This is a genomic window from gamma proteobacterium symbiont of Axiagastus rosmarus, assembly GCF_059730925.1.
Window position 1 is genome coordinate 107573 of sequence record NZ_AP035925.1, and the last position, 14340, is coordinate 121912.

Sequence of the window (14340 nt, forward strand, 5' to 3'; positions counted from 1 at the left end):
AATGAAGAAGTTGATGCGCTATCATTAACGTCTCAATCAATAATAATATATCCATTATGGCTTTAATTAAAAAGCTGCGGCAGCTGAATCGCAGGCGTAATTATTTAAAGAAAGAGATTAAATATTCTCTTGATCTTTATTTTGCAGCAAGGAAATGGAAAAAGTCTTCATGCCACAAACAGAATAAACAGGATATCAAATCCATTCTGCTGGTTCGCAATGAAGGTAAAATCGGCGATGCCATTGTTTCTACGTGTTTTCTCAGAGCGCTGTTTGAAGCCGGGTATCGTGTAGATATTCTGGCGGTAAAGGAGAATGAGAGCCTTTTCCGACATAACCCGTATATTCACAACATCTATCTCTCGGACAGTTTCAGCGATTGTCATCAGCGCGATAAATATGACACCGCCATCGGGAGTGAGGTCGTGACCCTCCTGAGAGACAATGCTTACGATTTATTGATCGATACGGCTATCTGGCAAACCGCGCTGTATATGCCCAAAATGATTGCCGATATCAATCCTAAAATGACGCTGGGTTTCAACAAGCCTGGCTGGCTTAAACCTTACGATATCAACATTCAGTTCGATCACCTTAATAACCACGTTAAAAATATCTATCGTGCGGTTCTTGACTATCTTCAGGTTGAGACGGTTGATGGACTGAATTATGAAATATTTTACCCTGAGCGAATTGATGCCGAAATTCACCAGTCCGGCATGTTTTCCGCTGATGAGCACAATATTTTAATCAATATTTATGCCAGTCATGCCGATCGTGACCTCTCTGAGCAGCAGCTGAATGAGCTAATCGGGGCGATTGTCAGGCACAATGCGGCCACCAATATCGTGGTGCTCGATCACAAAGGCGCGCTGGAACAGGCGTCGCTGCACCCCGCGAAGTTATACCGCGTTCCCTCGCTGTATCACGCTTTCGCTGCGGTTAAGCAAAGTGATTGCGTGATTACTCCCGATACCGCCGTGGTGCATATCTCGGCGGCTTATAACAAAGCACTGGTTGGCATCTATCAGGACTCACTGAAAAATAATCAGCTGTGGTCGCCTGGCTACAGTAACGGCCATCAGATATTTTCCGATGAGTTTGTTTTTAAAAATGACGGACGGCTGGTTGAGAAAATAAGCCAAAAAATCCACACGCTGGTTCAGCCATAATCGATGAGGTCACCGTGCCGTCAGTACGGTGACCGTGCCTTACACCACCTGCACCGCTAACGCCTGCTGCAGAGCGTTGAGCGCACCGGGCTTTGCCGCGCCGCCGTCGCAAATCAACAGATCGATATCGCCGACAGGGGCGTACTGGGTACGGCTGATCACGCCGAGTTTGCTGTGATCCGCCAGCAGCAGGGTGCGGCTGGCCTGCTGTACCATGGCGTGCGCGATGGCGGCTTCATGCGGATGGAAGCTGCTGGCGCCGTTTCGGGCATCGATGCCGACCGGTGACAGCAGCGCCACGTCGGCGCGATATCGATAAATTTCCCCCACCGTCATTTCTCCCCGCGTCTGCTGCGCGCCGGCCATCATCATGCCGCCCAGCAGCAGCACCTGGTTATTCAGGGTTTCATGCTCTTCGGCCGCGCTGAGCGCCAGTGCCGCCTGCAGACTGTTGGTGATGATGGTCAGGCCGGACATGGTGCGCAGCTCTTCAGCCAGCAGCGTGGTGGTGGTGCCGGCATCGAGGAACAGCGTCTGGCCGGGCTGCAGATGTTGTACCGCCGCGGCGGCAATCGCGCGTTTCTCTCTGGCCTGTGCGTTACGGCGCACCTGCAGCGGCGGCTCCGGCGGGCTCTCCAGCGCCACCAGACCGCCATGTACGCGGCGCGCCAGCCCCTGCGCCTCAAGCGAAATGATATCGCGCCGTGCCGTTTCCCGTGAAATGCCCAGCTCTTTGATGATGCGTTCAGTGCTGAGCTGATGTTGCGTGCTCAGCAGCGCGCGGATGCGATGTAAACGGGTTTCCTGCAGCATGACGTTTCCCTGTGGCAGAGCGAAGCTGGGCCTAAGCTTACCTGAGTGTCATCGTGGCGTCATGTGTATTTGGTTGTATTTGTGTATTTGGTTGCATTTTTCACTAAAGCAGGCATGATGTTCGCAGAGATCAGGCTGCAAACACCCCTTTCACGTTCGCAACGGGAGTTACCATGGTTACACGTTCCACCATCATGGATACCAACAGTTTTCGCGCCGAACACGCCGACGCGCTGGATCCGGCCACCCGCACTCTGACGGACAAGCGCAGCAAAGTGCTGGGCGAATCGTATCGTCTGTTTTATCGCAAGCCGGTGCATCTGGTGCGCGGCGAAGGGCAGTATTTGTGGGATGCGGCGGGTAACAAATATCTGGATGTGTATAACAATGTGGCGAGCATCGGCCACTGCCATCCGGCGGTCATTGAGGCGGTGAATCAGCAGATGAAGATGCTGAACACGCACACGCGTTATCTGCACGAGCGCATTCTTGACTACAGCGAAGCGTTGCTGGCGACCACGCCGGAAGCCATCGACCGCGCCATGTATATGTGTACCGGCTCAGAAGCCAACGATTTGGCGATTCGCGTGGCGCGCGCCTGGAGCGGCGGCACCGGCATTATTGTCTCGCAGGAGGCGTACCACGGTACCAGTGATTTGACCTCTGGCGCGTCACCGGCGCTGGGTAGCGGTCAGCCGCTGGCACCGACCACCCGCCTGGTGCCACCGCCGGATGCTTATCGTGTCGATGCGCCCGACCTCGGGGCATGGTTCGCCGATCAGATACAGCAGCAGATTGATGACATGAAAGCGCACGGCATTAAATTCGCCGGTTTCCTCGCCGACTCGATCTTCTCCTCCGACGGCGTGCTGCCTAATCCGCGCGGATTCCTGCAGCAAGCGGTGGATGTGGTGCATGCTAACGGCGGCATTTTTATCGCTGATGAAGTGCAGCCCGGCTTTGCCCGCACCGGCGATGCCTTCTGGGGCTTTGCCCGTCACGGCGTGGTGCCGGATGTGGTCACCACCGGTAAGCCGATGGGCAACGGCATTCCGGTTTCCGGCCTGCTGGCGAAAAGCGACGTGCTGGCGGCGTTCAGCGATGAGATCCCTTACTTCAATACCTTCGGCGGTAACCCGGTGGCGATGGCGGCTGCGCAGGCGGTGCTGACGGTGATTCAGGAAGAAGGGCTGCAGGAGCACAGCCGTGTGGTCGGCGCACAGTTGCTGGCGGAGCTGCAGAAGCTGATGGATCGCCATGACTGCATTGGTGATGTGCGCGGTGCCGGGCTGTTTATCGGGTTTGAGCTGGTGCAGGATCGCAGCAGTAAGATGCCGGACAAAGCGCTGGCGCTGGATTTGATCGAGAAACTGCGCGATCACCATGTGCTGACGTCGGTGGCCGGGCCGTACGGCAACGTGCTGAAACTGCGTCCGCCGCTGGCGTTCCAGAGCGGTGATATCGACTGGCTGGTGGGAGCGCTGGATAAGTCGCTGACCGAGCTGGGGCGTTAATTATTCAGATATCAGGTCGCCATGAATGGCGACCCTTCAGCATAATGTGCCAGATGCGCGTTGATGCGCATCTGGCAGGGCGTGAAAGGACATCACGCTGTGGCAGTTTCCTGCGCAAAAATCTGCTCCATCTTCTGCCACGCCTGCGCCACATCATCGTCGAGATTGAACAGGCCGGAGGTGCCGACAATAAACACGTCGACGCCCGAGGCGGCAATCTGCTTAAAGGTGCGCGCATTGCACGACCCATCGATTTCGGTCAGATAGTGATAACCGTGCGTTTCCCGCATAGCGATCAGCTGGCGAATTTTGTTCAGCGTTTCCGGAATAAATTTCTGCCCGGCGAAGCCGGGATCGACCGACATCACCGTCACTTTATCCAGCAGATGCGCATATTCACGAATGCTGTCGGCTGGCGTAGCCGGATTCAGCACCACGCCGCAGCGACGGCCGGCCTCTTTAATTTGCGTCAGCAGACGGAAAATTTTGTTATTCGCCGTCTCCGGATGGAAACTGATAATATCCGCGCCGGCGTCAATGCACATCGGAATAATATCTTCCGGGTGGTTCACCATTAAATGCACATCAATCGGCACATCGGTAATTTTACGCAGGTTCTCAATAAAGAACGGCGACAGCGTAATATTCTTAACATAGCTGCCATCCATAATATCGACATGATAGAACGAGGCGCTGGCGTTCATCGCTTCGATCTGCTCGCGGAAGCGGGTCAAATCCATGCACATCAGGGACGGTGAAAAGCGGGCGTTCATGCTGATTTCCTCATTACGCAAACAGCGCCCGCAGGCGCTGTCTGTGACATCAATGGAAGAACGAAATAATATGGCCGAGCACAATGCCGACGATACCGAAGTCCGCATCACCAAAGGTGGTGGACGCGAAGCCAAGGTCACCCATCAGCGGCAGCAGAATGGCGGGCAGGAAGGAGATCAGCAGCCCCTGAACAAAGGAACCGATGATGGCACCGCGCCGTCCGCCGGTGATGTTGCCGTAGACGCCAGCGGTCGCGCCGCAGAAGAAGTGCGGCACCAGGCCCGGCACAATCACGCTCAGACCGAACAGCGGGCACAGGAACATGCTGATCAGCCCGGCGGCGAAGCTGCACAGGAAGCCGATGATCACGGCGTTCGGCGCGAACGGGAAGACCGTCGGGCAATCCAGCGCCGGTTTAGCGTTTGGCACCAGTTTATCGGCGATGCCTTTGAACGCCGGGACGATCTCGGCAATCACCATGCGTACACCGGCAAGAATGATGTAAACGCCCGCAGCAAAGGTGATCGACTGGATAATGGCAAAGACGATGAAGTTCTGGCCGCCGCTCACCTGGCTTTCGGTAAACTCTTTACCGGCGACCAGCACCAGCGCGACAAACAGAATCATCATGGTTAGCGAAATTGCCACGGACGAGTCGCGCAGGAAGTTGAGGGTTTTCGGTACTTTCAGCTCTTCAATCGACGGGCTGCCTTTGCCCACCGCTTTGCCGACCAGCGCCGACAGCAGGTAGCCGGTGGAGCCAAAGTGGCCCAGCGCCAGATCGTCCGAATTGGTAATTTTGCGGGTGAACGGCTGCAGAATCGCCGGACATACCACCATCATGGTGCCGAGAATCAGCGAACCGATCAGCACCAGCCAGAAGCCGTGCACGCCGCCCACTGACAGGATCACCGCCAGCATGGCTGACATATACAGCGTATGGTGCCCGGTCAGGAAGATGTATTTCAGCGGCGTGATGCGCGCCAGCACAATATTCACCAGCATACCGAACACCATGATCATCGCGGTTTCGGTACCGTAGTTTTTCTGTGCCAGCGCGGCCATTGCATCAGTATTCGGCACTACGCCCTGAATATTGAACGAGTGCTCGAATAGCTGGCTGAAGATGGTCAGGGTGGCCGCAATTAAGTTGGCCCCGGCGATAAGAATAACAAAACCCATGATGGTTTTTAGCGTACCGGAAATCACATCGGATACCGGTTTCTTTTGCAGTAATAAACCAATCAGGGAAAAAAGGCCGACAAGTATAGCGGGTGTTCCAAGAACATCCTTAATTATAAACTGCAGCATAAATTACTCCGTGTGAGTAAATTTCGTCGGGTCAATTACAGGTTGTCGGCGAGAATTTCTTTGATTCTGGCGTTATCCAGTAAATTGCTCAGGCCAAATACCTGTGCGCTGTGGCTCGACAGCTGGTCAGCGATATCTTTAGCGCTGATGATAATATCGGCCTGCTCAGATTTGGCAGAGGTTAAATCGGTATGACCCACTTCAGCCTCTTTACCCAGCTCCTTAATAATTTTCTTCACGTTCATTTCCACAATGAAGCTGCTGCCTAAACCGTTTCCACACACAATCAGTACTTTTTTCATTTTCAGGTTTCTCTGGTGATTAATCTTTAATGACAGCTTCAATCGCTGGCAGGGTCGATGCCGACAGCAACTGCTGCAGGCGGGATTCGTCGCTGAACACCTCAGCCAGCGCGGTGATCATCTGAATATGATCGTCGCCAGACAGGGCGCACAGCATAATAACGACAAATACCGGGTCGTTTTCATCGGCGGCAAAATTCACGCCTTGTTTTACATGCAGCAGCGACAGGCCGTTTTTGCGCGCACCCTGTTCCGGACGCGCATGTGGCATCGCCAGACCCGGCGCCAGCACATAATAGGGCCCCAGCTCAGCGTGCGAGGTAAAGATCGCATCCAGATAAGCCGGGGTAATTGCCCCCTCCGCCAGCAGCGGCTCGGCCGATAAACGCACCGCTTCCTGCCAGTCGCTAACGTCGTCTATTACCCGGATATGTTGCGGTGTCAGCCATTGAGTGAGCATCAGTAATTCCTGTTTATTCGTCGATGCGGTGCACTGTAGGTGATTTTATCGCCTGGGTTCTGTGATGTTGCTCGCAAAAGTTAGCGCTAACACGAGTGATGTTAAAAAGTGTGTTAGCGATAACATTTTTGCGCGCGCGGTTTGTCACGCTGAGGCCGGGGTGACATGCTCAGGCCAGCGAAAATCACGCAGCCAATGAGACATGCCCGATTCTGTGGTTTTTAACATGGCACCAATTTGCTTTTGGTTTTAAGCTGCGTGCGGATAAATCGAGCGCTACCCGGAACCAGCAGGGTAGAGACAGGAGAACGCATGACAGAAAAACGACGGCGCAGTACCGGCAAAAGCACGCTGGCCGATGTTGCCCGTTTGGTCGGTGTCAGCGCCATGACGGCGTCGCGCGCTTTGCGTATGCCGGAGAAAGTGTCGCCCGAAATTCGCGCAAGGATCGACGCGGCCGTCGCGGAACTGGCCTATGTGCCCAACGTGCAGGCGCGTAACCTGGCGTCGGCCTCGTCGCGGCTGATCACCATGGTGGTACCCTCTTTTGCTACGCCGGGCAGCGCGATTGTGTCAGAGGCGCTGCAGGGGGTGCTGCGGCCGCAGGGCTATAACATGATGCTGGCCGAAGCCAATCATTCGGCGGCGGAGGAGAGCGAGCTGATCGAGATGCTGCTCTCTTACAACCCGGCCGCGATGGTGCACTTCAATTTCGACAATGCCGCCGAAGCGCAGCGCCTGCTGAGCAATTCCGGCCTGCCGGTGATGGACATCGGCGGCGTGCATCAGGATTCTGCCGGCATTAGCATCGGCGTGGACTATGCGAAAGCCATTCGCCAGCTGGTAAACAGCCTGGTGGAGCGCGGCTATCGCCATCCCGGCCTGCTGTGCACACAAACGCACAGCACTATTTTCCGTCAGCTGCTCAACGGCTGGCACAGCGGGATGCTGGCGCTGAATCTGGCACCGCACCGCGTAGTGACCTCACCAAAAATGCCCACCTTTGCCGCCGGCCACAGCCTGCTGGCAGAGATCCGTCTCACCTGGCCGGAACTGGACGTCCTGATCTGTACCAGCGATGAAGTGGCGTGCGGCGCCATCATGGCCTGTCACGCGGCCGGCGTCTCGGTGCCCAGCCAGCTGGCGATTGCCAGCATCGGCGGTGGCCCGCTGGCGGCGGTATGTTCGCCGCCGCTGACCAGCATTGTGCTGCCGTACGAGGAGATGGGGCGCATGGCCGGTAAACGCCTGCTGGCGGCGCTCAACGGCGACGAGCCGCCTGCCATCAATGAGTTGCCGGTGCAGCTTAAGCTGCGCGCCAGTACACACAAGGCGTAGCCGTGTGTGCGCACCTTTTGCCAGATTGATCAAATCCTTATCATTACTAAGGCATTGATAACCCTTTTCCGGATCATGATTTTAACTATAATGATCCGACTGCTTATGCGGCACACCAGCAAGGTTGTGCTGCCAAACACTAAATGGAGAGGAAGAACATGAGTTATTCACTGCCATCCCTGCCGTACGCCTACGACGCACTGGAACCGCACTTCGACAAGCAGACGATGGAAATCCATCACACTAAACATCACCAGACCTACGTTAACAACGCCAACGCGGCGCTGGAAGGTACCGAATTCGCAAACCTGCCGGTTGATGAACTGATCACCAAACTGGATCAGCTGCCAGCAGACAAAAAAGGCCCACTGCGTAACAACGCTGGCGGCCACGCTAACCACAGCCTGTTCTGGAAAGGCCTGAAAACCGGCACCACGCTGCAGGGCGACCTGAAAGCGGCAATCGAAAAAGATTTCGGTAGCGTTGAGAAATTCCAGGAAGAGTTCGAGAAAGCGGCTGCGACCCGTTTTGGCTCTGGCTGGGCGTGGCTGGTGAAAAAAGGCGACAAGCTGGCGGTCGTTTCAACCGCTAACCAGGACAACCCACTGATGGGCGAAGCCATCGCCGGCGTGTCTGGTTTCCCAATCATCGGTCTGGATGTGTGGGAGCACGCTTACTATCTGAAGTATCAGAACAAGCGCCCTGACTACATCAAAGCGTTCTGGAACGTGGTGAACTGGGACGAAGCAGCGGCACGTTTCGCCTCGGCAAAATAAGTTCTGGCTTACGCTATGTGAATAACCGGTGCCTGCGTGCACCGGTTTTTTTATCGCCATCCTAAACCGCAGCTCAACAAACTCCACGTCATGACCAGGCTAAAGTGGTTATTAACGCGCCGTTGATAATTTGGGGCATACAGTAGCCTTCAGTTATCTCGCGACGTAAAAATAATCATGTCTATTATTACACATTCTGAGCCGGACTCCGTTTCGTCGGCCGCGCTGTTTATACCTTTAGTCAGTGGAAAGCTGCGGCCAAATAAGCTGTGGAATAGCCAGCAATTTCGACTGAAATTTGCCTTAAGGTCAGCGGTATTTCCACTGACCACTTTTAATTATCTCCATCAGCTGGCCAAACTCTCTTTTCTGCCGCAGCTGTTAAACAGCCAGGGCTTACTGCCGGCTAAGCCGCATCGTCCCTATTTGCGCGCCGGTTTCAGCGTGGCGCAGCGTGCGCAGGCGATTCTCGATCATTATCAATTGATGGATAAGCTGGCGAATAATCAGCTGCGCCAGTTGCTGCTGAGCCCGAGCGGTAATCTTCTTGCCCGTTTCACCGGCAAAAACGAGGAGCAGTTTGCGCTTTATTGCTGCTCCGGCCATTACGACCGGGAAGGGGAAATTACGCTGCTGCTTAATTATCAGGACATGACGCTGGCCTCGCTGTCATTCTCTATTATTCAGGAGCAGCAGCAGTGCACGCTATTAATTGGGGGCTTGCAGGGGCCGCGGAAACATATTTCCAGTGACGTTATTCGCGATGCCACCAAAGCCGCGCACGGCGTATTTCCCAAGCGTCTGCTGATGGAAGCGGTATTTATTCTGGCGGCACAGTGCGGCGTACAGGCCATTACCGCGGTTGGCGATACCACCCATGTTTTCCGCAGTCTGCGCTACCGTCACAGCAAAGGTGACAAATTCTTTGCCAGCTATAGCGAGTTCTGGCTGTCACTGGGCGGGGAAATGCGTGGTGATGAGTTGTTTACGCTGCCACTGAGCATGGCACGTAAAGATCTGGAAGAGATTGCCAGCAAGAAGCGCGCGGAGTATCGCCGCCGCTATGCCTTGCTGGATACGCTGGCGCAGCAGGTGCTGCAGGCTGCCGGGGCAGAACGCGACGTGGCCCACGCCGCGTAACGGCAATCAGAACGGCTGCTTCGCGTAGCCGGTCATCACCTTTAGCCCCATCTCGCGTCCCAGCGCGGTCATCGGGTGTACCACCACCAGGCCGCGCACGCTTTTCTTCAGCGCGCCCATGTTAGCCTGCTCTTTTTTGGTGATTTCACGGCTGAACGGCAGCTTTTTCAGCTGCTGGGCTTCTTTGCTCAGCTTCTCTTCGCGCACGTTGCGCAGACGCTCAATTTCCTGCACCAGCGTCTCTTTCTCTTTCAGCAGCGCGCCAAGCTTTTCGGCATCGCCCGCTTCCAGCAGCTGCGGTTCTTTGCGATTCAGCGCGTCCAGCTGGTCGCTGAGACGTTTAATCTCGGCTTTTTCTTGTTCTTTCATTGGGAAAACTCATTAAGGAAAACAGGCAAAGGATACATCAAATCCGCCCGCTTTTGCAGCGCAGCGACAACAGAGGCAACGGGATAATCGGGTGCAGCGGGCGGGCGGGAAAAAAAATACCCAGCGCAAGGCTGGGTATTGACTGGAATTACAGAATGAAGCGGCTGAGATCTTCGTCGGCCACCAGTTCATCCAGATGCTGACCAACGTATTCGGCATCGATGGTGATCGATTCGCCGTGGCGATCGCTGGCGTCGTAGGAGATATCTTCCATCAGACGCTCCAGCACGGTGTGCAGACGACGTGCACCGATGTTCTCGGTGGTTTCGTTCACCTGCCACGCCGCTTCGGCGATGCGACGGATGCCGTCTTCAGTGAATTCAACGTTAACGCCTTCGGTGCCCATCAGCGCTTTGTACTGTACTGTCACGGACGCGTTCGGCTCGGTCAGGATGCGTTCGAAATCATTGACCGTCAGCGCCTGCAGCTCAACGCGAATCGGCAGACGACCCTGCAGCTCCGGAATCAGATCCGACGGGCTGGCCACCTGGAACGCACCGGAGGCGATAAACAGGATATGGTCGGTTTTGACCATGCCGTGTTTAGTGGACACGGTGCAGCCTTCCACCAGTGGCAGCAGATCGCGCTGTACGCCCTCACGTGACACATCCGGGCCCGACGACTGGCCGCCGCGCTTACAGATTTTGTCGATTTCGTCGATGAACACGATACCGTGCTGTTCAACCGCGTCGATGGCGTCCTGCTTCAGCTCTTCCGGATTCACCAGCTTGGCCGCTTCTTCTTCAATCAGCAGCTTCATCGCATCTTTGATTTTCAGCTTACGCGGTTTCTGCTTCTGACCGCCGAGGTTCTGGAACATCGACTGCAGCTGGCTGGTCATCTCTTCCATGCCCGGAGGCGCCATGATTTCAACGCCCATCGGCGCAGCAGCCAGATCGATCTCAATCTCTTTGTCATCCAGCTGGCCTTCGCGCAGTTTTTTGCGGAACGACTGGCGCGCAGCGGACGGCTCAGCGCTCTGCTCCGGCTGGCCCCAGTTGTTTTTCGCTGGCGGGATCAGCACATCCAGAATGCGATCTTCTGCCATCTCTTCAGCGCGGTATTTGTTTTTCTCGATCGCCTGGCTGCGCACCATCTTGATGGCGGAGTCCGTCAAATCGCGAATAATCGAATCCACTTCTTTCCCGACATAGCCGACTTCGGTGAATTTAGTGGCTTCAACTTTGATGAATGGCGCATTGGCCAGCTTCGCCAGACGGCGGGCGATTTCGGTTTTACCGACGCCGGTCGGGCCGATCATCAGGATATTTTTTGGGGTCACTTCATGGCGCAGCTCTTCGTCAAGCTGCATGCGGCGCCAGCGGTTACGCAGCGCAATGGCGACCGCTTTTTTGGCGCCGTCCTGGCCGATGATGAAGCGGTTAAGCTCGCTGACAATCTCGCGTGGAGTCATCTCAGACATGGTTTTGGTCCTTACGCCTTAGACGGTAATTCTTCGTAGTTAATGTTGTGGTTGGTGTAGATGCAGATATCACCGGCGATATTCAGCGCTTTGGCTACGATATCGTGCGCACCCATCTCCGTGTTCTCCAGCAGCGCGCGGGCGGCTGCCTGGGCGTAAGGCCCGCCGGAACCGATGGCAATCAGGTCATTTTCCGGCTGAATCACGTCACCGTTACCGCTGATGATCAGCGAGGAGTTCTCATCGGCAACCGCCAGCAGCGCTTCAAGGCGGCGCAGCATCCGGTCAGTACGCCAGTCTTTCGCCAGTTCGACCGCGGCTTTCACCAGATGGCCCTGATGCATCTCCAGTTTGCGTTCGAACAGTTCAAACAGGGTAAAGGCATCTGCGGTGCCGCCAGCAAAGCCCGCGATCACTTTGTCGTTGTAAAGACGACGCACCTTTTTAACATTGCCTTTCATTACGGTATTGCCGAGCGTCGCCTGGCCATCACCGCCGATCACGACCCGGCCGTTGCGTCGTACACTTACTATTGTTGTCACGGGCAGACCCCTTGTTGCAGTGGAAAAAAGACACCGCGCAGCGGGCGCGGCGTATCATGCAACCAGATATGGGGTAATCCTGTGGGGTTTCAACCCCCGGCAATATCTGATGCTGCAAATTGCCGGGGGCGAGCAGGGAGGGTTAAGGCAGGGCGAGCGGGATACAGCTGCTGTGGCCGGAGCTGTGCAGGCGCTTCACGGTGCTGTCTGCGCTGCTGCGGTCTTTAAACGGCCCAATCACCACGCGATTCCAGCCGCCGCCAGTCGTGATGCGGCTTTCGAAACCTTCAAACGCCAGACCGGCGCGTACCGATTCCGCCTGATCGGTGCCTTTAAACGAGCCACACTGCACCATCCAGCGCTGGGTGCTCGCTTTCTCTTCCGTTTTGGCTTTGGCGCTCTCCTGCGGCTTCGCCGGCTCGCGAGTGATCGGCGCGGCCTGTTGCTGCTGCTGGCGTGCCGCCTGCTGCTGCAATTCCTGCTGGCGCTGCTGCTGCAACTGTTGCTGACGCTGCTGCTGTAACTGCTGTTGCTGACGCTGCAACTGCTGTTGTTGCTGTTGTGCCTGCTGCTGACGCTGCAGCGTTTGCTGGCGCTGAGCCGGGGTCTGTTCGTTCCACGGCACTTCATTCAGCTGGGTTGGCTGCTGGCGCATATCGGCCTGCATCTGCTCCAGCAGCTGACGCTGTTCGTCGGTCAGCTGGGTTTGCGACTTGATTTCGCCACCGGCAGACGGCTCGGTGGGCGACGGCACGGTCACCTGACGATTTTCCAGCTCTTTGATGTACTTCCAGCGCTCTTCCGGCTTCGGCGGCAGGCCATTACCGTTGGCTTTATGATTCGGAATCACCGGTGTTTCTTCTTTTTTGTGATGCGAGATGAACCATAAACCACCGGCAAAGGTCACCAGCACTGCCACGGCCAGTACTATCATCAGCTTTGAAGTGCCGGAGCCGACTTTGCTTTTCTTGCTGCGGCCTGCGGGTTTTTTGCGACGCGTCCCTGTTGAACGCCCGCGGCCTACGTAATCTCTCTGTGCCACTTTCGTTCTGATACCCTTCAAAAAAATGCCACTGGGCGTGTAAATGGGGTGTTAATTTTGCCCGGCAAGGAATGCGTCATGTTACTCAAGGGCTGGAACTTTGACCAGCACAGTCTGCCTTCAGAATCTGCTGAAAATGCAGGGTTCCCGCATTCATTTTTCGCGTTTTGCTGCCGGTGCGGTACTGCCGCGGACGCGGAGTTCGGCGTCGAGCAGGCGTGAACCGTTGTTGACCCGTTTGCCCTGCAGCTCATCCAGCAGCAGCAGCATCGCTTCGCGGCCAATGGCAAAACGCGGCTGTGCCACGGTGGTCAGGGGCGGATCGTAGTATTGCGCCAGCTCGATATCATCGAAGCCGACCACCGACAGATCCTGCGGAATACGCATTCCCAGCTTGCGCGCCTGGTTCATCGCGCCCAGCGCCATCAGATCGCTATGGCAGAACAGGGCTTTCGGCGGCTGCGGCAGGCTCATCAGCTGCTTCAGCGCGCTGGCACCGGCTTCAAAGGTGAAGTCGCCGTGCACAATCAGCGTGGGATCGATGGCGATATTGCTGCGGCGCAGCGCCTGGATGTAGCCCTGCAACCGATACTGGCTGAGCGGGATATGTTCCGGTCCGGTGATGCAGGCGATCTGCCGATGGCCCAGCTGTAACAGGTGATTCACCGCTTCAAAGGCCGCGGTCAGGTTATCGATATGCACCGTGGGCAGCGCCATCTCCGGCGCGAACTCGTTGCCCATCACCATCGGCGGCAGATTACGCTGATCTTCAATGCCGGCGTCAAACGGCAGCTGCGAACCCAGCAGTACCATGCCGTCAATCTGGCGCGTCAGCATCAGGTTAAGGAAGGTTTTTTCCTGCTGATCCTGATGCGCGCAGTCACCAATCAGCACCAGATAGCCTTCCTGCGCGGCGGTCACTTCCACGCCGCGGATAATCTCGCTGAAGAAAGGGTCACAGATGTCCGGCACAATCACCAGAATGGTTTGCGTGTCGCCGCGTTTAGCGTTGCGCGCCAGACCGTGCGGCGCATAGCCGACCGCCTGCACTGCCTGTTCCACTTTCTGCCGGGTCGCGGCGGAGACTTTTTCCGGATTCATCAGCGCGCGCGAAACCGTGGCGGTGGAGACGCCAGCCTGCTCGGCCACATCTTTCATGGTGGCTGCCGATGAGGGTTGCTTCTGATCCAACGTTAACTCCTGACGCGGTACAGCGCATAGATATTCACACATAGCCGGCCCAGTGCCGGGACGGGCACTATTGTTAACCCAACGCCGTGTGAGGTTGTTACTTAATTTGCATA

Annotated in this window: 15 protein-coding genes; 5 read left to right on the top strand and 10 right to left on the bottom strand. The window is 56.1% G+C overall.

Annotated elements, in window-relative coordinates; genetic code table 11:
• The first annotated feature begins 56 nt into the window (after positions 1-56).
• Positions 57-1172, top strand: coding sequence for a glycosyltransferase family 9 protein (locus tag AC6I8F_RS00510; RefSeq protein WP_152390315.1), 1116 nt, complete (start codon positions 57-59; stop codon positions 1170-1172).
• A gap of 39 nt (positions 1173-1211) precedes the next feature.
• On the opposite strand, the gene AC6I8F_RS00515 is transcribed toward AC6I8F_RS00510, so the two are convergent.
• Positions 1212-1985 (bottom strand): DeoR/GlpR family DNA-binding transcription regulator, encoded by a 774-nt coding sequence (locus AC6I8F_RS00515; protein ID WP_021506851.1) that lies wholly within the window; start codon positions 1983-1985, stop codon positions 1212-1214.
• Positions 1986-2158: 173 nt separating this feature from the next.
• Here AC6I8F_RS00515 and AC6I8F_RS00520 point away from each other — a divergent pair, with 173 nt between their 5' ends.
• Complete coding sequence (locus AC6I8F_RS00520) at positions 2159-3499, top strand: aspartate aminotransferase family protein (protein ID WP_166712449.1); 1341 nt, start codon at positions 2159-2161, stop codon at positions 3497-3499.
• Between the two features lie 92 nt (positions 3500-3591).
• Here AC6I8F_RS00520 and alsE read toward each other — a convergent pair whose 3' ends face one another.
• From alsE to AC6I8F_RS00540, 4 genes are read right to left on the bottom strand one after another with little or no spacing between them, the layout of a single operon-like run.
• Positions 3592-4272, bottom strand: coding sequence for a D-allulose 6-phosphate 3-epimerase (gene alsE / locus AC6I8F_RS00525; RefSeq protein WP_166712451.1), 681 nt, complete (start codon positions 4270-4272; stop codon positions 3592-3594).
• Between the two features lie 49 nt (positions 4273-4321).
• Positions 4322-5584: a PTS ascorbate transporter subunit IIC gene (gene ulaA, locus AC6I8F_RS00530; protein ID WP_058758148.1), complete on the bottom strand. Its 1263-nt coding sequence runs from the start codon at positions 5582-5584 to the stop codon at positions 4322-4324.
• Positions 5585-5619: 35 nt separating this feature from the next.
• Positions 5620-5886 (bottom strand): PTS sugar transporter subunit IIB, encoded by a 267-nt coding sequence (locus tag AC6I8F_RS00535; RefSeq protein ID WP_021313417.1) that lies wholly within the window; start codon positions 5884-5886, stop codon positions 5620-5622.
• Positions 5887-5905: 19 nt separating this feature from the next.
• Positions 5906-6346: a PTS sugar transporter subunit IIA gene (locus AC6I8F_RS00540; RefSeq protein WP_021506847.1), complete on the bottom strand. Its 441-nt coding sequence runs from the start codon at positions 6344-6346 to the stop codon at positions 5906-5908.
• A gap of 312 nt (positions 6347-6658) precedes the next feature.
• On the opposite strand from AC6I8F_RS00540, the gene AC6I8F_RS00545 reads away from it, so the two are divergent.
• The 3 genes from AC6I8F_RS00545 to AC6I8F_RS00555 all read left to right on the top strand — a co-directional run bounded on the left by AC6I8F_RS00545 (position 6659) and on the right by AC6I8F_RS00555 (position 9600).
• A complete protein-coding gene (locus tag AC6I8F_RS00545; RefSeq protein WP_498028386.1) occupies positions 6659-7684 on the top strand; it encodes a LacI family DNA-binding transcriptional regulator in 1026 nt (341 codons plus the stop codon).
• A 158-nt stretch (positions 7685-7842) separates the two neighbouring features.
• Positions 7843-8460 carry a superoxide dismutase [Mn] gene (sodA, locus tag AC6I8F_RS00550; RefSeq protein ID WP_021506845.1) on the top strand — a complete coding sequence of 206 codons (618 nt, stop codon included), beginning with the start codon at positions 7843-7845 and terminating at the stop codon, positions 8458-8460.
• Between the two features lie 177 nt (positions 8461-8637).
• On the top strand, positions 8638-9600 hold the full coding sequence (locus tag AC6I8F_RS00555) for a VirK/YbjX family protein (protein WP_058775583.1): 963 nt from the start codon (positions 8638-8640) through the stop codon (positions 9598-9600).
• 6 nt (positions 9601-9606) lie between these two features.
• Here the strand turns inward: AC6I8F_RS00555 and AC6I8F_RS00560 are convergent, their stop codons facing one another.
• The 5 genes from AC6I8F_RS00560 to cytR all read right to left on the bottom strand — a co-directional run bounded on the left by AC6I8F_RS00560 (position 9607) and on the right by cytR (position 14227).
• Positions 9607-9969, bottom strand: a complete 363-nt coding sequence (locus AC6I8F_RS00560) for a YibL family ribosome-associated protein (protein ID WP_021506843.1) — start codon at positions 9967-9969, stop codon at positions 9607-9609.
• A gap of 148 nt (positions 9970-10117) precedes the next feature.
• A complete protein-coding gene (hslU, locus tag AC6I8F_RS00565; protein ID WP_021506842.1) occupies positions 10118-11452 on the bottom strand; it encodes an ATP-dependent protease ATPase subunit HslU in 1335 nt (444 codons plus the stop codon).
• An 11-nt stretch (positions 11453-11463) separates the two neighbouring features.
• Entirely contained in the window at positions 11464-11994 is a 531-nt protein-coding gene (hslV, locus tag AC6I8F_RS00570; protein WP_031279590.1) for an ATP-dependent protease subunit HslV, read from the bottom strand.
• A 142-nt stretch (positions 11995-12136) separates the two neighbouring features.
• Positions 12137-13036: a cell division protein FtsN gene (gene ftsN, locus AC6I8F_RS00575; protein WP_141496801.1), complete on the bottom strand. Its 900-nt coding sequence runs from the start codon at positions 13034-13036 to the stop codon at positions 12137-12139.
• Between the two features lie 153 nt (positions 13037-13189).
• Positions 13190-14227: a DNA-binding transcriptional regulator CytR gene (gene cytR / locus AC6I8F_RS00580; protein ID WP_021506839.1), complete on the bottom strand. Its 1038-nt coding sequence runs from the start codon at positions 14225-14227 to the stop codon at positions 13190-13192.
• Positions 14228-14340: the final 113 nt, after the last annotated feature.